26 protein-coding genes are annotated in these 23,546 nt (G+C 63.0%); 9 read left to right on the top strand and 17 right to left on the bottom strand.

Translation table 11 applies throughout. The features are described from left to right. Positions 1–101 precede the first annotated feature (101 nt). Positions 102–908: an exodeoxyribonuclease III gene (locus M1D43_RS14220; RefSeq protein WP_003529670.1), complete on the top strand. Its 807-nt coding sequence runs from the start codon at positions 102–104 to the stop codon at positions 906–908. A 13-nt stretch (positions 909–921) separates the two neighbouring features. Here M1D43_RS14220 and M1D43_RS14215 read toward each other — a convergent pair whose 3' ends face one another. Both M1D43_RS14215 and M1D43_RS14210 read right to left on the bottom strand, forming a co-directional pair. After that, positions 922–1,377: a cyclic nucleotide-binding domain-containing protein gene (locus M1D43_RS14215; protein WP_003529671.1), complete on the bottom strand. Its 456-nt coding sequence runs from the start codon at positions 1,375–1,377 to the stop codon at positions 922–924. A 32-nt stretch (positions 1,378–1,409) separates the two neighbouring features. Next, positions 1,410–2,093: a response regulator transcription factor gene (locus M1D43_RS14210; RefSeq protein ID WP_003529672.1), complete on the bottom strand. Its 684-nt coding sequence runs from the start codon at positions 2,091–2,093 to the stop codon at positions 1,410–1,412. A gap of 246 nt (positions 2,094–2,339) precedes the next feature. On the opposite strand from M1D43_RS14210, the gene M1D43_RS14205 reads away from it, so the two are divergent. Further along, complete coding sequence (locus tag M1D43_RS14205) at positions 2,340–2,888, top strand: L,D-transpeptidase family protein (protein ID WP_027993223.1); 549 nt, start codon at positions 2,340–2,342, stop codon at positions 2,886–2,888. A gap of 37 nt (positions 2,889–2,925) precedes the next feature. On the opposite strand, the gene M1D43_RS14200 is transcribed toward M1D43_RS14205, so the two are convergent. Both M1D43_RS14200 and leuC read right to left on the bottom strand, forming a co-directional pair. Continuing rightward, positions 2,926–3,477: a SixA phosphatase family protein gene (locus M1D43_RS14200; RefSeq protein WP_027993222.1), complete on the bottom strand. Its 552-nt coding sequence runs from the start codon at positions 3,475–3,477 to the stop codon at positions 2,926–2,928. A gap of 112 nt (positions 3,478–3,589) precedes the next feature. Beyond that, on the bottom strand, positions 3,590–4,999 hold the full coding sequence (gene leuC / locus M1D43_RS14195; protein ID WP_027993221.1) for a 3-isopropylmalate dehydratase large subunit: 1,410 nt from the start codon (positions 4,997–4,999) through the stop codon (positions 3,590–3,592). A 335-nt stretch (positions 5,000–5,334) separates the two neighbouring features. Here leuC and M1D43_RS14190 point away from each other — a divergent pair, with 335 nt between their 5' ends. After that, positions 5,335–5,814, top strand: a complete 480-nt coding sequence (locus tag M1D43_RS14190) for a MarR family winged helix-turn-helix transcriptional regulator (protein ID WP_003529679.1) — start codon at positions 5,335–5,337, stop codon at positions 5,812–5,814. Continuing rightward, a complete protein-coding gene (locus M1D43_RS14185; protein ID WP_003529680.1) occupies positions 5,811–7,049 on the top strand; it encodes a multidrug effflux MFS transporter in 1,239 nt (412 codons plus the stop codon). The genes M1D43_RS14190 and M1D43_RS14185 overlap by 4 nt, the downstream gene beginning before the upstream one ends. 62 nt (positions 7,050–7,111) lie before the next feature. Here the strand turns inward: M1D43_RS14185 and M1D43_RS14180 are convergent, their stop codons facing one another. Beyond that, positions 7,112–8,329, bottom strand: a complete 1,218-nt coding sequence (locus tag M1D43_RS14180; protein WP_003529681.1) for an argininosuccinate synthase — start codon at positions 8,327–8,329, stop codon at positions 7,112–7,114. 212 nt (positions 8,330–8,541) lie between these two features. On the opposite strand from M1D43_RS14180, the gene M1D43_RS14175 reads away from it, so the two are divergent. Further along, positions 8,542–9,183: a LysE family translocator gene (locus M1D43_RS14175; protein WP_153315080.1), complete on the top strand. Its 642-nt coding sequence runs from the start codon at positions 8,542–8,544 to the stop codon at positions 9,181–9,183. Positions 9,184–9,316: 133 nt separating this feature from the next. Here M1D43_RS14175 and M1D43_RS14170 read toward each other — a convergent pair whose 3' ends face one another. The 9 genes from M1D43_RS14170 to M1D43_RS14130 all read right to left on the bottom strand — a co-directional run bounded on the left by M1D43_RS14170 (position 9,317) and on the right by M1D43_RS14130 (position 17,149). Next, complete coding sequence (locus M1D43_RS14170) at positions 9,317–10,111, bottom strand: ABC transporter ATP-binding protein (RefSeq protein WP_003529683.1); 795 nt, start codon at positions 10,109–10,111, stop codon at positions 9,317–9,319. Beyond that, on the bottom strand, positions 10,108–10,986 hold the full coding sequence (locus tag M1D43_RS14165) for an ABC transporter permease (RefSeq protein ID WP_010970498.1): 879 nt from the start codon (positions 10,984–10,986) through the stop codon (positions 10,108–10,110). The genes M1D43_RS14170 and M1D43_RS14165 overlap by 4 nt, the downstream gene beginning before the upstream one ends. Positions 10,987–11,156: 170 nt before the next feature. Next, entirely contained in the window at positions 11,157–12,110 is a 954-nt protein-coding gene (locus M1D43_RS14160; protein ID WP_003529687.1) for an ABC transporter substrate-binding protein, read from the bottom strand. 207 nt (positions 12,111–12,317) lie between these two features. After that, the gene (gene rlmN, locus M1D43_RS14155; RefSeq protein ID WP_153315081.1) at positions 12,318–13,553 is read right to left on the bottom strand and encodes a dual-specificity RNA methyltransferase RlmN; all 1,236 of its coding nucleotides are present in this window, start codon (positions 13,551–13,553) and stop codon (positions 12,318–12,320) included. A 255-nt stretch (positions 13,554–13,808) separates the two neighbouring features. Then, a complete protein-coding gene (locus M1D43_RS14150) occupies positions 13,809–14,312 on the bottom strand; it encodes an invasion associated locus B family protein (RefSeq protein WP_003529690.1) in 504 nt (167 codons plus the stop codon). 539 nt (positions 14,313–14,851) lie between these two features. Continuing rightward, positions 14,852–15,229 carry a YkvA family protein gene (locus tag M1D43_RS14145; protein ID WP_003529692.1) on the bottom strand — a complete coding sequence of 126 codons (378 nt, stop codon included), beginning with the start codon at positions 15,227–15,229 and terminating at the stop codon, positions 14,852–14,854. A 128-nt stretch (positions 15,230–15,357) separates the two neighbouring features. Continuing rightward, positions 15,358–15,675, bottom strand: coding sequence for a 4a-hydroxytetrahydrobiopterin dehydratase (locus tag M1D43_RS14140; RefSeq protein WP_028010554.1), 318 nt, complete (start codon positions 15,673–15,675; stop codon positions 15,358–15,360). 130 nt (positions 15,676–15,805) lie between these two features. Next, a complete protein-coding gene (thpR, locus tag M1D43_RS14135; protein WP_003529695.1) occupies positions 15,806–16,393 on the bottom strand; it encodes an RNA 2',3'-cyclic phosphodiesterase in 588 nt (195 codons plus the stop codon). 114 nt (positions 16,394–16,507) lie between these two features. Beyond that, positions 16,508–17,149, bottom strand: a complete 642-nt coding sequence (locus M1D43_RS14130; RefSeq protein WP_003529696.1) for an arylesterase — start codon at positions 17,147–17,149, stop codon at positions 16,508–16,510. A 70-nt stretch (positions 17,150–17,219) separates the two neighbouring features. On the opposite strand from M1D43_RS14130, the gene M1D43_RS14125 reads away from it, so the two are divergent. From M1D43_RS14125 to M1D43_RS14110, 4 genes are all read left to right on the top strand, one after another. Continuing rightward, a complete protein-coding gene (locus M1D43_RS14125; protein WP_318853555.1) occupies positions 17,220–17,939 on the top strand; it encodes an ABC transporter ATP-binding protein in 720 nt (239 codons plus the stop codon). After that, positions 17,936–20,527 carry an ABC transporter permease gene (locus M1D43_RS14120; RefSeq protein ID WP_010970504.1) on the top strand — a complete coding sequence of 864 codons (2,592 nt, stop codon included), beginning with the start codon at positions 17,936–17,938 and terminating at the stop codon, positions 20,525–20,527. Before M1D43_RS14125 ends, M1D43_RS14120 begins: the two co-directional genes overlap by 4 nt. A gap of 246 nt (positions 20,528–20,773) precedes the next feature. Continuing rightward, positions 20,774–21,511 (top strand): Bax inhibitor-1/YccA family protein, encoded by a 738-nt coding sequence (locus M1D43_RS14115; RefSeq protein ID WP_010970505.1) that lies wholly within the window; start codon positions 20,774–20,776, stop codon positions 21,509–21,511. A 125-nt stretch (positions 21,512–21,636) separates the two neighbouring features. Next, the gene (locus M1D43_RS14110) at positions 21,637–22,194 is read left to right on the top strand and encodes a GNAT family N-acetyltransferase (protein WP_010970506.1); all 558 of its coding nucleotides are present in this window, start codon (positions 21,637–21,639) and stop codon (positions 22,192–22,194) included. Positions 22,195–22,211: 17 nt separating this feature from the next. Here the strand turns inward: M1D43_RS14110 and M1D43_RS14105 are convergent, their stop codons facing one another. From M1D43_RS14105 to M1D43_RS14095, 3 genes are read right to left on the bottom strand one after another with little or no spacing between them, the layout of a single operon-like run. Next, on the bottom strand, positions 22,212–22,829 hold the full coding sequence (locus tag M1D43_RS14105) for an ATP-dependent Clp protease proteolytic subunit (RefSeq protein WP_028010559.1): 618 nt from the start codon (positions 22,827–22,829) through the stop codon (positions 22,212–22,214). 44 nt (positions 22,830–22,873) lie between these two features. Continuing rightward, positions 22,874–23,233, bottom strand: a complete 360-nt coding sequence (locus M1D43_RS14100; protein WP_010970508.1) for an SRPBCC family protein — start codon at positions 23,231–23,233, stop codon at positions 22,874–22,876. Next, positions 23,230–23,544 (bottom strand): ArsR/SmtB family transcription factor, encoded by a 315-nt coding sequence (locus M1D43_RS14095; RefSeq protein ID WP_003529706.1) that lies wholly within the window; start codon positions 23,542–23,544, stop codon positions 23,230–23,232. Before M1D43_RS14095 ends, M1D43_RS14100 begins: the two co-directional genes overlap by 4 nt. Positions 23,545–23,546 lie beyond the last annotated feature (2 nt).

Below are 23,546 nucleotides of genomic sequence, written 5' to 3'. Positions count from 1 at the left end.
CGGCGGCTTTTTCAAGCTTGTCGATCGGTGCCGAACCTGTTTAAACGCTCCCGTTGCCGGACGCGTGATCCTTTTCCGGCAATTTCCCGGGAGAACGAGGAATGCCTCTTTCCATTGCCACATGGAACATCAACTCCGTTCGCCTGCGCATGCCGCTGGTCGAACATTTCCTCAAGACATGGCAGCCGGACATCCTCTGCCTGCAGGAAATCAAGTGTCGGAACGACCAGTTCCCCTCCGCGCCGCTGAGGAAGCTCGGCTACGAATATATCGAGATGCACGGGCAGAAGGGCTATCACGGCGTCGCCACCATCTCTCGCCTGCCGCTTCATGAGCTGTCCGACCGCCGCGACTACTGCGGCGTCGGCGATGCACGTCATCTCTCCGTGGTCTTCGCGGCCGGTGGAAAGACGATCCGCCTCCATAATTTCTATGTACCGGCCGGCGGCGACGAGCCGGACCGCACGGTCAATCCGAAGTTCGGACACAAGCTCGACTTCGTCGACGAGATGAAGCTCCTGCACGCGGAGGCCGAGGCCGGCGTCTCGTCGATCCTCGTCGGCGATCTCAACATCGCGCCGCTCGAGCACGACGTCTGGTCGCACAAGCAGCTTCTCAAGATCGTCAGCCATACGCCGGTCGAGACCGAGGGCCTGGTTTCGGTGATGACCGGAGGCGCCTGGGTCGACCTGATGCGCCGCCACGCGCCGCCGCCGGAAAAGCTCTACACCTGGTGGAGCTATCGGGCGAAGGACTGGACCGCCGCCGACCGCGGACGCCGCCTCGACCACATCTGGTCCTCCGCCGATCTCGCAAGCCAGCTCGTCCGCGTCGAGATCCTCAAGGAAGCGCGCGGCTGGGAGCGCCCGTCCGACCATGTGCCTGTCATAGCGCATTTCGAGCTTTGACGACGCCGTCCGCTTACGCAAACCGCCCGGCAAGCGCCTCCACGCGGCGGATCATCGCCTGAATGTTTTCCCGGATGCGGGCTTCCACCATGGCGGTCACCTCGGGATATTCCTCGAGCATCCGGCGGAAGAGCGGCCGGTTGATCCGGATCACCTCGCTGTCCTCTTGCGCCGTCGCGGTGAACTTGCGCTCGACCATCGAGATGAGCGCGAGCTCGGACAGGAGCGCGCCACGGCCGACGGTCATCACCTGCTGCTGGCGGCCCTGCGCGTTCGCATTCGAAAGCGCGAAGCTGCCGGCCGCAACCGCATAGGCGCAATCGGCCGGCGCGCCTTCCCGGAAGAGTTCGTGCCCCTTGGCCACCCGGCGGCGCTCGGCGCCGAAGGCGATCAGCCTCAGCTTGTCCTCGCCGATGTCGGCGAAGAGCGACACGTTGGACAAGAGTGCGATGTCGTCATTGAGCGCCAAGCGGCAAATCTCCCCCGGTCATGTCGTCCGGCTTAGGGAACGATCTTGTAGCCGCCGTTTTCTGTCACCAATATCTCGGCATTGGAAGGGTCGCGCTCGATTTTCTGGCGCAGCCGGTAGACATGCGTCTCGAGCGTATGGGTCGTGACGCCGGAATTATAGCCCCAGACCTCCTCGAGCAGCACGTCGCGGGTGACCACTTTCTGGTCGGCGCGGTAGAGATAGCGGATGATTGCGGCTTCCTTTTCCGTCAGGCGGATCTTCTGGCCGTTCTCCATGGTAAGCAGCTTCTGGCTCGGCTTGAATGTGTAGGGGCCGACATTGAAGGTCGCGTCCTCGCTCTGCTCGTGCTGGCGAAGCTGGGCGCGAATGCGGGCAAGCAGCACGGCGAAGCGGAACGGCTTCGTCACATAATCGTTGGCACCGGCTTCGAGGCCGAGGATCGTATCGGAGTCGGTGTCGTGGCCGGTCAGCATGATGATCGGGGCCTTGAAGCCGCCCTTGCGCAAGAGCTTCACCGCCTCGCGCCCGTCCATGTCCGGCAGACCTACATCCATGATCAGGAGGTCGACCTGCCGGCCACGCGCCATCTGAATGCCCTTCCCGGCGGTCGATTCCTGCAGTAGGTCGAACTCTTCGTAAAGGGAGAGCTGTTCTATCAACGTCTCACGCAGATCATCGTCGTCGTCGACAAGGAGGATGGTGCGAGTCGCCATGGGACAGTTCCTGTTTGCTTCCTGAATCAAAACTAACTCAAATGCCGATCTTGGCAAGCGCGGCGGTCGCTGCCGCATGTTTCCTTAAATCCTAACCTATTTAGGATAGAGACAGGCCGCAACTGAAAGTGGCCGCAGCGACGTCTGCGCGTCTGATGAGACGCACGGCGCTGCAGGCATCGTCATATATGAAAACCGGCTTAAGGTCGCGGCGAGATCACGGCAAAGCAAGAATTTGTGAGACTGATGCGCAAGAAGGCGTCGACAACAGGATCGAGAAAAGGGACCATCCTCGTCAGAACCGCTCCGCGCGACCGGAAGCGCGCCCTCGTGCTTTTCGACGGACGGGTCGAGCAGGCTGCGATCGGGCGAAGCGGCGTCACTGCCATCAAGCGCGAAGGCGACGGGGCGACGCCCCGCGCGGCGATGCGGCTCATCGGCGGCTTTGTCAGGCGCGATCGTGTCCCGTTGCCCCCGACGCGCCTGCCGATGCGGGCCGTCCGCGGCGACATGCTCTGGTGCGATGCCCCGCAGCATCCGTGCTATAATCGCCCCGTCAGGGCGCCGTTTCGTGCCGGACATGAACGCATGATGCGCGACGACGGGCTCTATGACATCTGCCTCGTCATGGATTGGAACATTTCCTCCCGCAGGCGCAATGCCGGCTCGGCGATCTTCTTCCACCTCATCCGTCCGGGTTACGAGCCGACCGAGGGCTGCGTGGCCGTCAGCCTTTCGGCAATGCGGCGACTGATCCGGCAAATGCATCGCGGGACGGTCGTGAAGGTCGTTTAGCTTCGGCCCCGCGACAAAGCCGAACGGGCACTGCGAATCAGCCCGACCGTTCCTCCTCAAGCATGCGCGGCGTCACGAAGCGAACCAGGCGGCCGGTGCCGGGCTCTATGTCCGACCAGCGCTCGATGTCGAAATCCATGACCGCGAGCCCGGCTGTCGGAAACTTCTCCCTCAGCCGCTCCAGCGCAGCTGCATCGCCCCGCCCGGCAAGCAGGAGCGCGAGGTCGGCCATTCCCGGATTGTGGCCGACGAGGAGCAGTTTCTCCACCGTCGGCTCGATCCTGCGGATGGCGTCGAGAATGGCCGTTGCGGCGACCTCGTAGATGCCGACCGCATCGCGCTCGGGGATCTTGTGCGGCAAAGCCTCGGCGACGAGTTCCCAAGTCTCCTTTGCGCGCCGCGCGGTCGAAACGAGCGTCAGGTCCGGAGCAAGCCCCTGCCGGGCCATGAAGGCGCCGACAACGGGCGCCGCTTTCCGTCCGCGCTCCGAAAGCGGCCGGCGATGGTCGGCAACGCCGTCCGGCCAGGCGGACTTCGCATGGCGGAGCAGCATGAGTCGGCGTGTCGAGGGCCGGGCGTCATCGGGCATGAGAGCTCCTCAGGGCAGCGAATTGGGGGCGGCAGCGCATTGTCGCATCATCATGAGTATAAAAAAAGCCGCCCCGAAGGGCGGCTCAAACGCCGGAAAAGCTCAGAACCGGCTATTTCCACTCGCGAATGTCGACAAAATGACCGGCGACCGCCGCCGCAGCCGCCATTGCCGGAGAAAGCAGATGCGTGCGCCCCTTGAAGCCCTGACGGCCTTCGAAGTTGCGGTTCGATGTGGAGGCACAACGTTCGCCAGGCTTCAGCCGGTCGTCGTTCATCGCCAGGCACATGGAGCAGCCGGGCTCGCGCCAGTCGAAGCCCGCTTCCTTGAAGATCTTGTCCAGGCCTTCCGCTTCCGCCTGTTCCTTGACGAGGCCGGAGCCCGGAACGATCATCGCCGAAACGGTCGGGGCGACCTTGCGGCCTTCGACCACCTCGGCGACGGCGCGCAGGTCCTCGATGCGGCCATTGGTGCAGGAGCCGATGAACACCCGGTCGATGGCGATATCGGTGATCCTCGTGCCGGGCTTCAGGCCCATATAGTCGAGCGCACGCCACTTGGAGGTCCGCTTCGTCTCGTCCTGGATGTCGTCAGGGTTGGGAACGACCCCCTGTACGGAGACGACGTCTTCCGGCGAGGAGCCCCAGGAAACGATCGGCGGCAGATTGGCGGCATCGAGCACGACGACGCGGTCGTAATGGGCGCCTTCGTCCGTGTGCAGCGTCTTCCAGTATTCGACCGCCCTGTCCCAGGCCTCGCCTTTGGGAGCGCGCGGCTTGTCCTTGATGTACTCGAAAGTGGTTTCGTCCGGTGCGATCAGCCCGGCGCGCGCGCCGCCTTCGATCGTCATGTTGCAGACGGTCATGCGGCCTTCCATCGACAGCGACCGGATCGCTTCACCGGCGAATTCGATGACGTGGCCGGTGCCGCCCGCGGTGCCGATCTCGCCGATGATCGCAAGGATGATGTCCTTTGCGGTGACGCCCGGCGGCAATTGGCCGTCGACGCGCACCAGCATGTTCTTCGCCTTTTTCTGGATCAGCGTCTGCGTCGCCAGCACATGCTCGACCTCGGACGTGCCGATGCCGTGCGCCAGCGCACCGAAAGCGCCGTGCGTCGAAGTGTGGCTGTCGCCGCAGACGATCGTCATGCCCGGCAGCGTGAAGCCCTGCTCCGGACCGACGATGTGGACGATCCCCTGGCGCTTGTCATTTTCCGAATAATATTCGACGCCGAAATCCGCGGCGTTCCTGGCGAGCGCCTCGACCTGGATGCGGCTTTCCTCGTTCTTGATGCCGAGATGGCGGTCCGGCGAAGTCGGAACGTTGTGATCGACGACGGCGAGCGTCTTTTCCGGGGCGCGAACCTTGCGCCCAGCCATGCGCAGTCCCTCGAAGGCCTGCGGGCTCGTCACCTCGTGAACGAGGTGACGGTCGATGTAGAGAAGACAGGTTCCGTCGTCCTGGCTGTCCACCAGGTGATCGTCCCAGATCTTGTCGTAGAGAGTACGCGGTGCGCTCATGGCTTATGTATCCATCGTATTTTCAAGAATGTGGAATGGGGGCCGGCGCCAATGCGGCCGGTAACAGCTGATCGTGCGATCAGGATAGGCGGCTGGTGAGCGCCCCTGAAACGCGCGCAAAAAAGCGTGCCGGCAGGCGCTTGTGATCCTGCAGCACGACGATCTTCTGCTCGCGACATCCGAATTTGGATTCCATGACCGTGCTCATATCAATTTTTTGACAGTTCGGCAATCCGGCGGCACGAGGAGTGCCGCCCGATGACGGGTGTGCTCGCGTTGAATGGCCGGAACGGATATGATAAGCAAAGCTTATTATTTCCAACGCGATCGATCAAATGCCCAGGAAACTCGAATCCGATACGATCGGGATGCTTCTCACCGATGTCTCCCGCCTGTTGCGCGGTGCCTTCGATCGCAAGGTCAATGCGATGGACCTCGGGATCACGCCCGGCGAGGCGCGCACCTTGGTCCAGGTGGCCGTCACCGAGGGCATCAAGCAGGCGGAGATCGCGACCCGCATGGGGATCGAGCCCATGACCCTCTCCGCCTATCTCGACCGCCTGGAAGCGATGGGCCTCGTGGCGCGCGTGCCGGATCCGGCGGACCGGCGCGCCAAGAACGTCGTCGTGACCGACAAGGCCGACCCGCTCATCACCGAGCTGATGTCGGGCCTGCGTGAAATGATGAATGCTTACACCGAGGATCTGGGCGACGACGGACGGGAGGTCCTGCGCGCAAACCTGAGAATCCTGCGGGACAGTCTCCGCCGCCTCGACCCGTGCCTCGCCGGCAGGGAGAAGGGGGCGGCCGAATGACGCTCAGGATGAGCGAGCGGCGCACGAGCATCATCGGCGCCTTCCTGGTGGCGCTCGGCCCCATCTCGATGGCGCTCTACACGCCGGCGATGCCGGAGCTCGTGCGTGCCTTCGCCTCCAGCGAAGCAGCGATCAAGATGACGCTGTCGCTCTATTTCGGCGGCTTCGCCTTTGCCCAGCTCGTCTCGGGAACGCTTTCCGACGTTATCGGCCGGCGGCGGACAACGCTGATCTTCATGGCGATCTATCTCGCAGGCAGCCTGATGGCGGCCTTCGCGCCCTCCATCCCTGTGCTGCTCGCGGGCCGCCTCGTGCAGGGAATCGGCGCCTCCGTCGGAATGACCGTGGCGCGCGCCATCGTTCGCGACCAGTTCACCGGCACGACGGCGGCGCGCATCATGAACATGATCGGCATGATGCTGGCGCTCGGGCCGGCGGTCTCGCCCACCCTTGGCGGTATCGCGCTCGGCCTCTTCGGCTGGCAGTCGATCTTCCTGCTGATGGTCGGCTTCGCGCTGATGGCGTGCTTCATCGTGCAGCTCTTCATGGCGGAAACGACGACGCCGGACCGCAGCAAGGGGCATTTCAGGCCCATTCTCGCAGCCTATGGCGAGCTTATGAGGGACGGCCGCTTCGTGTCCTCGACATTGGTGATCGCCGGCGCGGTCGGCGCGCTCTACGCATGGGCGACCATGCTGCCCTTCGTGCTGATCAGCCAGGTCGGGCTCACCCCGACCGAGTTCGGCATCGGCATGCTCATGCAATCGGGCCTGTTCTTTTCGGGCACGGTCACGATGCGCCTCATGATGCGTCGCTTCACGCCGCAGGCGCTCGTGCCGGCCGGTCTCTTCTTCATCGGCGCGGCGAGCCTCGCCCTCGCCTTCACCATGCATGCGCTGGAACCGACCTTCCTCTCGGTGATGACGCCGATCGGGATCTATGCCTTCGGCATCGCCTTCGTCATGCCCTACATGATGACGGCGGCGATGGCCCCCTTCCCGCATATCGCCGGCACGGCTTCGGCGATGATGGGCTTCATCCAGATGAGCGCCGGGCTTCTCGGCGGCGCGCTTGCCGCTCTCGTCGGCGTACCGGCCATGGCGCTCGGAACGATCATTCCGAGCTTCGGCCTTCTCTCGCTTGCAAGCTATTTCTGGTACCGCAGGACGGTTCGCCTGAGACCGCTGGTCGCGCCGGCGGCTGCGGAGACGCCGCTGAGCGAAGCGGCGGAGTGAGCAAGAAAAAAACCGCGGCGGAGTGATCCACCGCGGCTCCCGACTTGTAATGCCCTCGGAGCTTACCGGTTGCGCGCTGCCAGCGTGCGCAGACGCAGCGCGTTGAGCTTGATGAAGCCGGCGGCATCCTTCTGGTCGTAGGCGCCCTGATCGTCCTCGAAGGTGACGAGCTTGTCGGAATAGAGCGACTTGCCGCTTTCGCGGCCGATGACCATGACATTGCCCTTGTAGAGCTTCAGCGTCACTTCGCCTTCCACATGCTCCTGGCTCCTGTCGATCGCCGCCTGCAGCATTTCGCGCTCCGGAGAGAACCAGAAGCCGTAATAGATGAGCTCGGCATAGCGCGGCATCAGCTCGTCCTTCAGATGCGCCGCGCCGCGGTCGAGCGTGATGCTCTCGATCGCACGATGGGCCGCAAGCAGGATCGTGCCGCCGGGGGTTTCGTAGACGCCGCGCGACTTCATGCCGACGAAACGGTTCTCGACGAGGTCCAGGCGGCCGATGCCGTTGTCGCGGCCGTATTCGTTGAGCTTCGCAAGAAGCGTTGCCGGCGACATGCGCACGCCGTCGATCGACACGGCATCGCCACGTTCGAAGCCGACCTTGATGACGGTTGCCTTGTCGGGTGCCGCTTCCGGCGAAATGGTGCGCATGTGCACGTATTCGGGAGCTTCCCGGGCCGGGTCCTCCAGCACTTTTCCTTCCGAGGAGGAGTGCAGGAGGTTGGCGTCGACGGAGAAAGGCGCCTCGCCCTTCTTGTCCTTGGCGACCGGAATCTGGTGCTTCTCGGCGAATTCGAGCAGATCGGTGCGGCTCTTGAACGACCAGTCGCGCCAGGGGGCGATGATCTTGATGTCCGGATTGAGCGCGTAAGCCGAAAGTTCGAAGCGGACCTGGTCGTTGCCCTTGCCGGTCGCGCCATGGGCGATCGCGTCGGCGCCGGTCTTCCTGGCGATATCGATGAGGTGTTTGGAGATCAGCGGACGGGCGATGGAGGTGCCGAGCAGGTAGACGCCTTCATAGACGGCATTGGCGCGGAACATCGGGAACACGAAGTCCCTCACGAATTCCTCGCGGACGTCCTCGATATAGATCTCCTTGATGCCGAGCATCTCCGCCTTCTTGCGCGCCGGCTCCAGTTCTTCGCCCTGGCCGAGGTCCGCGGTGAAGGTCACCACTTCGGCGCCCAGTTCCGTCTGCAGCCATTTGAGGATGATCGAGGTGTCGAGACCGCCGGAATAGGCGAGAACGACCTTCTTCACGTCTTTATGCGATGCCATGGTTTTTGTCCGTCTGCTCGTTTTGTCAGGCTCTCGGGTGCGGCGCTGCCGCATCGAAAATCTGCGGCACTTTAGCCAGAACTTGCGGGGATACAAGCGGAACTGCAAGTTTCCTCTGATCGTAGCCGATCTGTAGGCCAGCTCCCGCGAATCCGCTGGCAAAAGCGCCGGGCCGGCGGTATCAGAAAGAACCGCCTCTCGAGGAATGCGCCATGGACTTCGTTCCCAGCCTGCCGACGCTCATCGCATTCGCCGCTGCAAGCCTCCTGCTCGCCGCGACGCCGGGTCCCGACATGACGCTTTCGATCAGCCGGGCGTTGGCGCAGGGAAGGAAGGCCGCCCTTTTCGTCGTGGTCGGCACCGGGCTCGGCATCGTCGTCCATACGCTGCTCGTCGCCTTCGGCATCTCGGCGCTGATCACCGCATCCCCGACCGCCTTCCTGGTGCTGAAGACCGGGGGCGCCGCCTATCTCCTATGGCTCGCGATCCAGGCGATCCGCTACGGGTCCAGCCTGTCGGTGACGAAGGTGACGGAGGCGAAGGGTACGATCCTTTCGAACATCGCGACCGGCTTCTCGGTCAACATTCTGAACCCGAAGGTGGTGATCTTCTTCATGACCTTCCTGCCGCAGTTCGTCACTGCGAACGATCCCGCCGTGACGGGCAAGCTGCTCTTCCTCGGCTTCTTCTTCATCGCGATAGGCATGCCGGTGAACGCATTGGTCGTTCTTGCTGCCGACTGGCTCGCAGCCTGGCTGCAGCGCAACAGGCGCGTGATGCGGGCGATCGACTACGGTTTCGCCGGCGTCTTTTCCATATTCGCGGTCAAGATCTTCTTCACGCAGACGCGCTGAGTTTCGTCGCTCCCGGAGCGTGACCCCTCATCCGGCTGCCGCCTTGTTCCGGCCTTGCCGCATACGCTCTTCTCCCCGCGAGCGGGGAGAAGATGCCGGCAGGCAGATGAGGGGCAAAGTCCGGGAAGGAACGCTACCCGATCAGTAGCGCATCGTCGTCCAGCGTCTGCCCGCGGATGCGGCGGAACATGGCGATGAGGTCCTCGACCTGAAGCGTCTTGCGGCTATCGCCCGCGACGTCGAGCACGATCTCGCCGCCATGGAGCATGATGGTGCGGTGGCCGAAATCGAGCGCCTGGCGCATCGAATGCGTCACCATCAGCGTCGTCAGCTTGCGCTCCGAGACGATCTTCTGGGTGAGGTTCATGATGAACTCGGCCATGCCCGGGTCGAGTGCCGCCGTGTGCTCGTCGAGCAGCAGCACCTCGGAGCCGGCAAGCGTCGCCATCACCAGCGAGACCGCCTGGCGCTGGCCGCCCGAAAGCAGGTCCATGCGGTCGCGCATGCGGTTTTCGAGACCCAGATTGAGTTCGGCGATGCGCTCGCGGAAATGCTCGCGCCGCTTCGAGCCGAGCGCCGGCGTCAGGCCGCGGCTTTCGCCGCGCCTTGCGGCCAGCGCCAGGTTTTCCTCGATCGAGAGAGCGCCGCAACTGCCGGCAAGCGGATCCTGGAAGACGCGCGCCACCAGCCCGGCGCGGGCCGCCGTGCCCTTGCGCGTCACGTCGGTCGTGCCGATCGTGACGCGGCCGCCGCTCGGCAGCACGTCGCCGGCAAGAACCCCGAGAAGCGTCGACTTGCCGGCGCCGTTCGAGCCGATGACCGTGACAAAGGAGCCTTCCTCGATGGTCAGGCTGACGCCGTTCAACGCCTGCTTCTGGAGCGGCGTGCCCTTGCCGAAGACGACCTGGATGTTTTCGACGTTGATCATGCGGCACCTCCGCGGCGCAGACGGGGCAGGATGAGCGCTATAGTCACCAGCAGCGCGGTCACGAAATTGAGATCGGAAGCCTGCAGGCCGAGCGTATCGGTCGAAAGCGCCACCTGGATGGCGATGCGGTAGAGGATCGACCCGAGCACGCAGCCGATGAGCGCGATCAGAATGCCGCGGGCGCCGAGCAGCGTCTCGCCGATGATCACGGCGGCAAGCCCGACGACGATCGTCCCGACACCCGAGGTCACGTCGGCAAAACCGTTGGTCTGGGCAAAGAGCGCACCGCCGAGGGCGACGAGCGCGTTGGAGATCGCCATGCCGAGATAGATCTGCCTGCTGGTGTCGACCCCTTGTGCCCGCGCCATGCGGGCATTGGCGCCGGTCGCCCGCATCGCGAGGCCCGCATCGCTTTCAAGAAAGCGCCAGACGAGAACGACGGCAAAGGCGACCAGAATCCCGACGAAAAGCGGGCGCACATAGAAGTCCCGCAGACCGAGGCCGTAGAAGGGCGAAAGCATCGTGTCGGCATTGATCAATGCGACGTTCGGCTTGCCCATGACGCGGAGATTGACCGAGAAAAGCGCAATCATCGTCAGGATCGAGGCGAGCAGGTTCAGGATCTTGAACCGCACGTTCAACAGGGCCGTCACCATGCCTGCGGCGGCACCGGCGACCATCGCCACCGCTGCGGCAAGCCAGGGATTGACGCCGGCGATGATCAGGACCGCGGTGACTGCGGCGCCAAGCGGAAAGGAGCCGTCAACGGTCAGATCCGGAAAGTCGAGCACCCGGAAGGCGAGAAAGACGCCGACGGCGACGAAGGCATAGACAAGCCCCAGTTCCACGGCTCCCCAGAAAGCGATTTGACTCAACGCCGGTAGTCCTCTTCTCGGATGTTCCGCAGGCTAAGGCGCATGCGGAACACGTATTCTGAAGTTGAAGCAGGATGCACACCATTTCCGCATCCCGCTCGATAAGCGAACCGCCCCCGTATGAAACGGGGGCGGCAAAAAGACAATGATCGTCCGGTTAGGGCGGATCGCTACTCGATCGTGCGGGTCGCCCGGCCGACGACGCTCTCCGGCAGCGTGACGCCCATCCGGGTGGCGGCGCCCTTGTTGATCACGAGATCGGTTCCGGCGGCGACCTTGACGGCGATATCCCCGGGGTTTTCGCCCTTGAGGACGCGAACGACGACCTCGCCCGTCTGCTTGCCGACGTCATAGTAATTGAAGCCGAGCGCCGCAACCGCGCCGCGGGAGACGGAATCGGTGTCGGCAGTGAAGAGCGGCAGCTTGCTTTCCTCGGCGACGGCGACAGCGCCTTCGAGGGCGGAGATGATGGTGTTGTCCGTCGGGATATAGATCGCGTCGGCGCGGCCGACGAGCGCACGAGCCGCACCCTGGACCTCGGCCGATTTCGTCGCGGCGGATTCGATCACGCTCAGGCCGGCCTTTTCAGCCTCTTCCTTGAGGACCGCCAGCAGCGAGACGGAGTTCGCTTCGCCCGAATTGTAGAGATAGCCTATGGTCTTGACGTTCGGCAGGATCTCCTTGATCAGCGCCACGTGCTCGGCAACCGGGGAAAGGTCGGAAAGACCGGTGACGTTGCCGCCGGGCTTCTCCATGTCCTTGACGAGCTGCGCGCCCAGCGGATCGGAAACGGCGGTGAAGACAACGGGAATATCGCGGGTAGAGGAAACCACGGCCTGGGCCGACGGGGTGGAGATCGGCACGATCACGCTCGGGGCTTCGCCCGCGAACTGACGGGCGATCTGCGCTGCGGTCGCCGGGTTGCCCTGCGCCGACTCGTAGATGAACTTGAGGTTCTCGCCTTCCTTGTAGCCGGCGGCGGCCAGCGCATCCTTGACGCCGTCGCGCGCGGCATCGAGCGCGGGATGTTCGACGATTGCCGTGACGGCAACCGTGACCTCGTCGGCGCGTGCCGGCAGAGAAAGCGCGACCGTGGCGGCAAGCGCGATGAGAAGCGAACGCATGGGTGTCCTCCGGTTTTTGGTCAGCGATTTTCGGGAAGACCGGCTAACGTCCCTCCCGCATCCCGCTTCAGAATAATTCCGCCGCTTTCTTAGGAAAGCGAGGGGCCGAAATCAATCGGCGCAAACAGCTTCATCCATCAAACTTCTTCATCGATCGCGGTGATCGTGCGGCCCCCCCCGGGACGGCTGGAAGGGCGATGAGCCGCCTCAGTCCTCGCCGTGATTGGCGATCATCATCGCCTCGAAGGCGAGGCGGTCGACCTTGCGCATGCGTTCCGATTCCGACTTGAGCTGGCCGCAGGCGGCAAGAATGTCGCGGCCGCGCGGGGTGCGGATCGGCGAGGCGTAGCCGGCCTGGTTGATGAAGTCGGCGAACTTCTCGATCTGTTCCCAGTCCGAGCACTGATAATTGGTGCCCGGCCAGGGATTGAAGGGGATCAGGTTGATCTTGGCCGGAATGCCCTTCAGAAGCTTCACCAGCTCCTTGGCGTCTTCCAGGCTGTCGTTGACGTCCTTCAGCATCACATATTCGAAGGTGATGCGGCGGGCATTCGACAAGCCCGGATAGGCGCGGCAGGCCTCCATCAGCTGCTTCAGCGGATATTTCTTGTTGATCGGCACCAGCATGTCGCGCAGATCGTCACGCACTGCATGAAGCGAAATCGCGAGCATCACCCCGATTTCCTCACCGGTGCGGTAGATCTCCGGCACGATGCCGGAGGTGGAAAGGGTGATGCGCCGCTTCGACAGCGACAGCCCGTCTCCGTCGGACGCGATCAGCAGCGCCGTCTTGACGTTCTCGAAATTGTAGAGCGGCTCGCCCATCCCCATCATCACGATATTGGTGATCTTGCGGCCTTCCGCCGGCACGATCGCACCCTGCGGCGTGTCGCGCTCGGGGAAATCGCCGAGCCGGTCGCGGGCGAGCAGAAGCTGCGAAAGAATTTCTTCCGCCGTCAGATTGCGCACCAGCTTCTGCGTGCCGGTGTGGCAGAAGGAACAGGTGAGCGTGCAGCCGACCTGGCTCGAAATGCAAAGCGTGCCACGGCCCTCCTCGGGAATGTAGACCGTCTCGATCTCTACCGGACGGCCGGCGCCGCGTGGGGGGAAGCGCAGCAGCCACTTGCGCGTGCCGTCGCCCGAAACCTGCTCTTCGACGATCTCCGGCCGTCCGATGGTGAAATGCTCCTTGAGCATCTCGCGCATGTCCTTGGAGACGTTGGACATCTCGTCGAAATCCGAGACGCCGCGAACGTAAAGCCAGTGCCAGAGCTGGCTGACGCGCATCTTCACCTGCCGCTCCGGCACGCCCTTTTCGGCGAGCAGCTTCGCGATGTCTTCGCGCAACAGGCCGATCAGCGACGGCTTTTCCGGCTGTGGCGCGAGCCGCACCTGCGGCGCCTTGACGATGTCCGCCCTGTTTAGAATCTCGGTGGCTGCCATGCTCATCTTGTCCTGTCGTAAAGCGACGGCTCGTCCGGAGACGTTTTCCGGATCCTGTTCCGATGCTCGAATTGAAATCTGGCGAGCCTCGGTCACGCGCTCGACGGGGGCGCAGGGGCTCAGAATTTGCGGCCGCTTTAGCATTCTTTTTGCGGCGAGTCACCATGGGACATTTTTCTGCCCCGATCCGCCTGGCCCCCAACGCAAAAGGCCGACCTCACGGCCGGCCCTTGCGATCGGCGAAGCGGGCTTAGTTTACTTGCAGGCCTCGATCTGCTTCAGGGCGGCCGAAATGCCGGAGAGCGAATAGGAGTAGGAGGTTTCCGTGCCGCGCCGCGATTTCGCGTTGACCGACATGGCCTTGCCCGACTTCATCGCAGCGACCAGTGCCGGCTCTTCGGCGGCATTTTCCACCCAGGCGGAATTGCCCTTGGTGAACATGACGAAGGTGCGGCCGTCGATCACCACGTTGACCTTGGAATTGTCCTGCAGCGGATACCCCATCATCGCCTGTGGCTCATAGCTGATGTTCTGTCCCGGTCGCTGCGAAACGAGGAAGAAGATATCGCCGTGATCGACACTTGCCGGGGTCCTTTCCTTGGGCACGGAAAGCACATAGCAGACCTTGCCGTTACCGGCCTGGTAGGAATATGCACCCCAGGCGTTGAACTGCTGGATTCGCGTCGGAGATTGAGCGGAAGCCACGCCGGATGCAGCCATTACGAGTGCGAGTGCAGTTGCGATCTTTCTTACAAACATGAGTTCCTGCCGCTTGTCTTGCTTACGGTCGCCCGATACCGCGTGGGATGGGCAACGCATAGTCACGATTTAAGTTTATTTTGACTTAATCCGGGTTACCAAACCGTCAACGATTCGGGATAACGCCCCTTTTTGCGCCCGAACGCGCCTCGAGGTCCATTCGCACACGGATTGCCGATCCGGTCGACGTCGATACTGGAGAGCCGCCCCTTGCCTCCCTCTATGTCACAAAGAATCGGGCAAGAGTTTGACTTTCCGGGCGGGATTGCGGCAAGGCTCCTCAGGATCAGATGTGTATATGCCCTAGTGTGCTCGTCACAGGGATGAGGAGAGCAAACAAGCCGCTGCGGGTTGCCCGAATCTCAACAGGCCTTAGATCACGATGTTTTTAGGTCGGGTCGACCTAAAAATATGAACGTGATCGATTCCAAGAATTTGAGACGCGGGATGCGGGCGGAAAACCGCACACGCATTTCCTCGTCCCGCTCTCGTGCCGGGGTTATGATCAGACGCACAGATGTCGCAATAGCGGGGACAACTCACTTTTCGACGCTGTCTCGCAGCACTTCGTCGGCCTTTTGGTAATGCCGTTCCTTGATCTGGCCGCTGATCGCGGCAAAGGCGGCCGTCAAAACGGCGATGTCGTCGGAGAAGCCGATCATGGCCAGCATGTCCGGCACGAAATCGAGCGGCAGGACGAAATAGCCAAGCGCCGCGAGCAGAATGCCGCGCGTGCGCGTCGGCGTCGCCGGATCCACTGCGCAATAATAGGCGGCGACGAGGTCGCGGCTGAAGGGAATCTGCCGGGCCGCGCGGCGGAAGGTCGGCCAGAACCGGCGGCGCACCTTGTGCTCCTTGCGCTCCTGTTCGGATTCCTCGCCGGGGAGGAGGATTTCACCGATCTTGATATCGTCCATCGCGTCGATTCCGGTCGTTCAGGGTACTGCGCGGCACTGTAGTGCCGCAGCCTGATATGGGAATGGCGGCCGCCATTTCAAATGGTCGGGCATCCGGCCGCCATTTCAAATGGTCGGGCATCCGGCCCTCATTTCATATGGTCGGGCATCCGGCCCTCGGCCGCCTGGTCCATCTTCGCCGCCAACTTGAAATCGAGTTCGGTCAGTCCTTCCGCGTCGTGAGTCGAGAGCGTCACGTCCACCTTGTTGTAGACGTTGAACCATTCCGGATGATGATTGAGCTTTTCGGCGGCGAAGGCGCATTGCGTCATGAAGGTGAAGGCCTCGGCAAAAGTCTTGAACCGGAAGGTCTTCCATATCGAGCCGCCATCCTCCGCAAGGACCCAGCCCTCCATCTTGTGCAAGTGCTCGGCGATAGCCGCCGCGTCCAATTTTTCCGGCCGCATGCTGTTCCTCCTTGCTGCATCCTGTGCTTAACAACGAACTTGCCCGCGACAATGTTCACGCGCAATCCTTGTCGCACGACGAGGACGTTCCCGATCCCTGTCTAGGAGCCGGCGCAGGCCTTCGGGCGCTTTACCAGACGCTCGAAGCAGGATGCTCCTCGTTGCTCGCGAGGTTCGAGCGCTCTTCGTGAAGCGGGAAGACCTCTTCCGTGAGATACGGGCCGCCGCCGACCGAGTCGCGTGACGACAGGAGCACGAAACGGGAGACGGTGAAGGGAGCGGTGACGAAATTGCCGCGCCCGGAGAGATATTCGACGACATCCTCGACGCGCGAGGAGCGCAGGCGCGCCAGCGTCACATGCGGGGTGAACTTGCGCGGATCCGAGGGCAGCCCTATGCGCTGGCAGATGCGCTCGATTTCGGCCTGCAGGGCGAACATTTCGGGAGCGATGCTGACGCCGGCCCAGACGGAATGCGGTTTCTTGGAGCCGAAGGCGCCGGTGCCCGACAGCTGCAGCTGAAACTCGGGCCGTTCGATGCGGTCAAGTCTGTCGATGATCTCGTCGGCGGTTCGCCAGTCGACGTCGCCGATGAAGCGGAGCGTGATGTGATAATTCTCCACATCGATCCAGCGAGCTCCGGGAAGACCTCCGCGCAGCAAGGAAAGACTCATTGCTGCATTGCGCGGAATTTCGAGGGCGGTGAACAGTCTCGGCATGGCGAGCTCCCCGAATCTCTTGCAGATGCTTGAAGCGAATCACGCATCGCATCTGCACGCAACCATTATTTGTTCCGTCGGAACGTTAACCTTCCCTTAACTGTGGATGCGCTGTCACTCTCCTTTCGCAAGTGAGCGGACGAAAAGCTCCGCCGTCGGCAGGAAGCGGTCTACCATGACGCCGACACCCCCGCCGTTCGGATGCATCCCGTCGTCGAGCTTCAGGCCGACCTCGGTGACGACGCCGTCGAGGAAGAAAGGGTAGAAGACCAGATTGTGTTCCTTTGCGAGGTCGGGGTAGATCGGATTGAAGCGCGCCGCATAATCCGGCCCCATGTTCGGCGGCGCCATCATTCCCGCGAGCAGGACGGCGACGCCGCGCTCCTTGAGCCGTGCGACCATCGCCTCCAGATTCTTGCGCGTCTCCTCCGGAGGGATGCCGCGCAACGCGTCGTTGGCGCCGAGTTCGAGGATGACGCCGTCGGTGCCCTCGGGGATCGACCAGTCGATGCGGGCGAGACCGCTGGAGGTCGTGTCGCCGGAAACGCCGGCATTGGCGATCGTGACGTCGATCCCCTTTTCCTTCAGGGCCTTTTCGAGGCGGGCGGGGAAGGCATCTTCCGGGGGGAGTTGGTAGCCGGCCATCAGGCTGTCGCCGAAGCCGACGAGGCTGACGGGCTCGGCGCGAGCCGCCGCCGATAACACGATTGTCATTGTCAGGCCGAATAAAATGGGCAGAAAGTCTTTTAATGCCATAGGTTCGTTCCTAAATCGGCGGACAATTGTTTGATGATCCGTATTCAATTTTCATATAGGGCTCTTTCGCGTGGCAAAAACCATCATCGAGTTGAAAAATGCGGATCTGACGCTGGGCGAAGCCGCTGCGTCCGTGCATGTGCTGAAGGGCGTAAGCCTCGCGATCGATGCCGGCGAATCGGTGGGCATCGTCGGCCCCTCGGGCTCGGGCAAATCGACTCTGCTCATGGTCATGGCCGGGCTGGAGCGGCTCGACGGCGGTGAAATCATCATTGACGACACGGCGCTCCACCGCCTCGGCGAGGACGCGGTCGCCGATTTCCGCGGCCGCAATGTCGGCATCGTTTTCCAGTCCTTTCATCTCATCCCCAACATGACCGCGCTCGAGAACGTCGCGGTGCCGCTCGAGCTCGCGAATGTCCGCAATGCATTCGACATAGCGCGCAAGGAACTGATCGCCGTGGGGCTCGGCGAACGCCTGACGCACTACCCCGGGCAGCTTTCCGGCGGCGAACAGCAGCGCGTGGCGATCGCCCGGGCGCTCGCGCCCTCTCCGAAGCTCCTGATCGCCGACGAGCCGACGGGTAACCTCGACGCCGAGACCGGCCGACAGATCGCCGACCTCCTCTTTGCCGAACAGCGCGAGCGTGGCATGACGCTCGTTCTCGTCACGCATGATGCGGCGCTCGCCGGACGCTGCGAAAGACAGATACGCGTCCGCTCGGGAGAAATCGTCTCCGACGCGGAACGGCTCTCCGCCTCGGCCCGGCAGGGAGCCGTGTCCGCATGAGCGGGACGGTTGCCGCCCGGCGGCTGCGCCCGATGATTTCCCTGCGCCCTCTGCTCGCGCTTCGCCCGCTGTTCGCGCTTCGTCTGGCGCTCAGGGAAATGCGCGGGGGCCTGAGGGGCTTCTATATTTTCCTCGCCTGCATCGCCCTCGGCACGGCCGCGATCGCCGGGGTCAACTCGCTGTCCCAGTCGATCAGCGAAACGATCGCCTCGCAAGGGCAGGAACTGCTCGCCGGCGACATCCGGTTCGAGCTGAACAATCGGGTGGCGACCGCGGACGAGCGGGCCTTCCTCCAGGGTCTCGGCCAGGTTTCGGTATCCGCGGGTCTGCGTTCCATGGCGCGGCTTCCGGACGGCTCCAACCAGGCGCTGGTGGAGCTCAAGGCCGTGGACGGCGCCTACCCGCTTTACGGCAAGCTCGAAAGCGAGCCGGCAAAGCCGCTCCCTGAGTTGCTGGCCAAGGACGGCGAGGTGTTCGGCGCAGTCGCCGCACCTTTACTCCTCGAGCGCCTAGGCATCTCGCCCGGCGCGGAAATTCTCATCGGCAATGCGCGTATCCGGATCGGCGCGACACTCGCCAGCGAACCCGACGCTCTTTCCGACGGCTTCGGTTTTGCGCCGCGGCTGATGATTTCCTCCGATGCGCTTGCCGCTTCCGGGCTCGTGCAGACCGGCAGCCTTGTCGAACACACCTACAAGGTCCGCCTGCCGGATCCCGCAGACGTGCCGCTCATTCGCGTGCAGGCCGAGACGCGCTTTCCCTCCGCCGGCTGGTCGATACGGACGAGCGGCAATGCCGCACCGTCCCTCAATGCAAACATCACGCGTTTCTCCCAATTCCTGACGCTCGTCGGGCTCACGGCGCTGATCGTCGGCGGCGTCGGAGTTGCCAACGCCGTGCGCTCCTATCTCGACGGCAAGCGCAGCGTCATCGCGACTTTCAAATGTCTCGGCGCTCCGGCGTCGCTGGTCGCGATGATCTACCTTGCGCAGATCCTGATGATCGCCCTCATCGGCATCGCGATCGGCCTCGTGCTCGGCGCCCTCATCCCCTTCGTGGCAGCGCAGTTCCTTGCCGGCCTGCTGCCCGTCTCCACCGCGTTCGTGCTCTATCCCTCCGCCCTGGGCCTTGCGGCGCTTTTCGGCCTCTTGACGGCGCTGACCTTCGCCATCCTGCCGCTCGGGCGGGCGCGCCGGGTGCCGGCGACTGCGCTTTTCCGGCAACAGGGTTTCGAGCCGACGGGCTTGCCTGCCCTGCCCTATCTCGCCGGAGCCTTCATCTGCCTGGCAGCACTTGCCGGGCTCGCGGTCTGGACCGCCTATGACCGTTACATTTCGCTGATCTTCCTTGGCGCGATCGCCTTTGCCTTCATCGTGCTGCGCGGGGTTTCGCTCCTCATATCCTGGCTGGCGCGGCGCAGCCCGCGCGTCAATTCGCCGGCGCTGAGATTGGCCATCGGCAACATTCACCGGCCGGGCGCCCTGACGCCGTCGGTGGTGCTGTCGCTCGGTCTCGGCCTCGCTCTTCTGGTGACGCTGGCGCTCATCGACGGCAATCTGCGGCGCGAGCTCACCGGCGACATGGCCGAGCGCGCTCCCAACTTCTTCTTCGTCGACATCCAGGGCAGCGAGATCGAAGGCTTCCGCTCCCTGCTCGCGGGAGCGATGCCGGAAGGCAAGATCATCGAAGTGCCTATGCTGCGCGGGCGCATCGTCGCGCTCAACGGCGAGGATGTGAACAGCCGCAACGTTCCCCCCGGCGGCCAATGGGTGCTGCGCGGCGATCGCGGCATCACCTATGCCAGGAACAGGCCTGAAAATTCGAAACTCACCGAAGGCAGCTGGTGGCCCGAGGACTATGGCGGCGAGCCGCTCGTCTCCTTCTCGGCGGAGGAGGCCCGCGAACTCGGGCTGAAGCTCGGCGATACGGTGACCGTCAACGTGCTCGGCCGCAACATCACGGCCCGGATCGCCAATTTCCGCGAGGTCGAGTGGGAATCGCTGTCGATCAATTTCGTCATGGTCTTCTCCCCGAACACCTTCGCCGGCGCCCCGCATGCCTGGCTCGCGACCATCATCGATCCCGACGCCTCGGCCGAGGAGGAGGCGGCGGTGTTGAAGAGGGTGACGAATGCCTATCCGACGATCACCAGCGTGCGTGTGAAGGACGCGCTCGACATCGTCAACACGCTGCTCGGGCAGCTTGCAACGGCGGTGCGAGCCGCCGCGGCGGTCGCGCTTATCGCGTCTATCCTCGTGCTCGCCGGCGCACTTGCCGCCGGCAACCGTGCCCGCATCCACGATGCGGTGGTCCTGAAGACGCTCGGCGCGACGCGGGCGACCCTGATCCGCGCCTTCAGCTACGAATACGTCATTCTCGGCCTGGCGACTGCCGTCTTCGCGCTCTTCGCCGGCGGTGTTTCGGCCTGGTTCGTCGTCAGCCGCATCATGACCCTGCCCTCGAGCTTCCTGCCGGACGTTGCCGTCGCGACGATCGTTCTTGCGCTGGTCGTGACGGTCGGGATCGGCCTCGCCGGCACATGGCGCGTCCTCGGGCAAAAGGCCGCTCCGGTGCTGCGGGAACTCTGATCCTGCCATCCCTGTCGCGCGCTTTCGGCCACGATGGCCGAATTAACCGTAAATCACTCTAGTTTGATGGTCCGGCCGCCCGACTTTGTTCGATTCCAAGCGCTTCGCCCTTGTGCATGACGGCGTTCACCATCATATTTGTCCACAGGCATGCTGGAGCCCCGCAGCGGCGCCTGGGCGCGCAAAGGAACGACAAGGTTCGCCGCCCGACACCGTAACTTCAACCGGGGCTTAAATGAGGAAACAATGGCTGATCTGAGAAACTACCAAACCCGAATGTCGCCCGCCGGCGCTCAGGCGGGTGCCGTGATCGACGAAGGCCTTCGCGCTTATATGCTGAAGGTCTACAACCTGATGGCCCTCGGCCTGGCGATTACCGGCGTGGCAGCTTACGGAACCTATGCGCTTGCCGCCTCTAATCCGGCATTCGCCCAGCTTATCTACGCTTCGCCCCTGAAGTGGGTCGTTATGCTGGCGCCGCTTGCGCTGGTGTTCTTCCTGAGCTTCCGCATCAATTCCATGAGCGTTTCCGCGGCGCAGACGACCTTCTGGGTCTATGCGGCGCTGATGGGCCTGTCCCTGTCGTCGATCTTCCTGGTCTTCACCGGCCAGAGCATCGTGCAGACGTTCTTCGTGACGGCTGCTTCGTTCGGGGCGCTCTCGCTTTACGGCTATACGACGAAGAAGGACCTTTCGGGCCTCGGATCGTTCCTGATCATGGGCCTCTTCGGCGTGATCATCGCATCCGTCGTCAACATCTTCCTTGCCTCTTCGGCACTCGGCTTCGCGATCTCGGTGATCGGCGTGCTCATCTTCGCCGGCCTGACCGCCTACGACACGCAGAAGCTCAAGGAAATGTACTTTGAAGGCGATGACGCCTTGGTCGCCGGCCGCAAGGCCATCATGGGCGCGCTGACGCTCTACCTCGACTTCATCAACCTGTTCATGTTCATGCTGCAGTTCCTTGGCAACAAGAACGAGTAGTCGCGAACCGGTTCGACGGAAAAGGCGGCTTCGGCCGCCTTTTTTATTGCCCGGAACCGGTCTTGATCGATCCGGCGCATCCATGCGAGACAGTACAGATCCAGCCATAACGCGCGAAGAATTCCATGACTGCCACGCTCCGCGACGCCGTTGCCGCCGACCTCCGCTCGATCACCGAAATCTATCGCGAGTCCGTCCTGAACGGGGTCGCGACCTATGAGGAGACGCCGCCATCCGAAGCCGAGATGGCGCTCCGCTTCTCCACGATCACCGGTAACGGCTACCCCTATGTGGTCGCGCTGGACGAGCGTGGCGCGGTTATCGGCTATGCCTATGCCTCCGCCTTCCGCAACCGCACCGCCTATCGGTTCCTGGTGGAGGATTCGATCTATCTTTCGCCGGAAGCGCGGGGCAAGGGCATCGGCAAGGCGCTGCTTTCCGAACTGGTCGGGCGCTGCACGGCTCTCGGCTTCCGCCAGATGATAGCGGTGATCGGCGGCGCGCATCCCTCATCGATCGCCCTGCACCGGGCGCTCGGCTTCGAGTTGCAGGGACTGATGAAGGCAACCGGCTTCAAGCATGGCCGATGGCTGGATACCGCCTTCATGCAGCGGCCGCTCGGAGAAGGAACCGCAACCAAGCCCACCGAGGGCGTCTATCCGGATACGCTTTATAGGAGCTGAGCCTGCGCAGGTGAGCTTCATGCATCACGTTCAGCGCCGATCTCCCGTTCGGTGAGGATGCGGTCGATCAGACCCCACTCCAGAGCTTCTTCCGCGGTCATGAACCGGTCGCGATCCATGGCGCGCTCGAATTCTTCATATGTTCGCCCGCAATGCTCGGCATAAAGCCGCGTCATGCGGTGTTTGGTTCGCCTGATTTCCTCGGCATGGATGAGCATATCGGAGGCCTGTCCCTGAAAGCCGCCCGACGGTTGATGGACAAGGATGCTTGCGTTGGGCAAGGCGGTGCGCTCGCCCGCTTCGCCTGCCATCAGCAGGAATGATCCCATCGAGCGGGCCGTCCCCATGCAAAGCGTATGAACGGGCGCTCGGATGTATCGCATCGTGTCGTACATCGCGAAGCCGCTGGTAACGACACCGCCGGGCGAATTGATATAGAGTTGGATCGGCTTTTTGGGGCTTTCGGCCTCCAGGAACAACAGCTGTGCGCAAACGAGAGCGGACACTGCATCGTTCACCTCGCCGTTCAGAAAGATGATTCGCTCACGCAGCAGGCGGGAATAGATGTCGAAAGAGCGCTCGCCACGGCTGGATTGTTCGACGACCATAGGGACGAGTTGCATCGCTTCGCGCATAGGCGAACTCCTGTCTGATGACCTTGTTTTGGTAGAATGAGACGTCAGGCGGCGCGCATCAGCCAAAGCCGATTGCTATTCGCCGCCGGCGGAGTTCGCGGAGCCAGTCGCTCATCCTCCAGCCCATGGATAATTCTAAGAATCGTGCCGCCGTCATTGTTAGGTCTGACCTGGAACGCCACGAGGCTTTCGAGAAAGGGAGGCTCGTCGTCGCGCATTTTGTAGCGGATTTCCTTGCCCGGTGCGGTGGAGACAGGCTCAGCCCCGGCCAGTTCCCGCCTGGGCAACCATCTCTCACGAAACTCAGGCATGCTGATCGCCCGCCAAACCTTTTCAGGCGCTTCATCGAGTTCGTATTCGAGCACCAGATTCCTTGCCTGCTCGTTTAGCTCCACATCGTTCATTGATCCATATCCCTCAGCAAGACCTTCAACGCATCGATCCGCGCCGGCCAGTAGGCGCGATACTTCGCCAGCCATCCGGCTATGAGCGCCAGCCCCTCCGGGTCGACCTCGTAGTTCACGAAGCGCCCCTGCCGTTCCTCCCGCACCAGCTTTGCATTACGCAATACGTGGAGGTGTTGGGACATGGCCGGCTGGCTGATGTCCATTCCGTTGCGCAAGGCACTGGCGTTCATACTTCCGCTCGCCAGCTTCTCGAAGATTGCACGGCGTGTCGGGTCGGCGAGAGCTTTGAATATGTCGTTCTCAATCATGA

The organism is Ensifer sp. R1-3 (assembly GCF_056739175.1).
The sequence above is the reverse complement of the archived record's forward strand: the minus strand, read 5'-3'. Positions and strand labels throughout refer to the sequence as shown.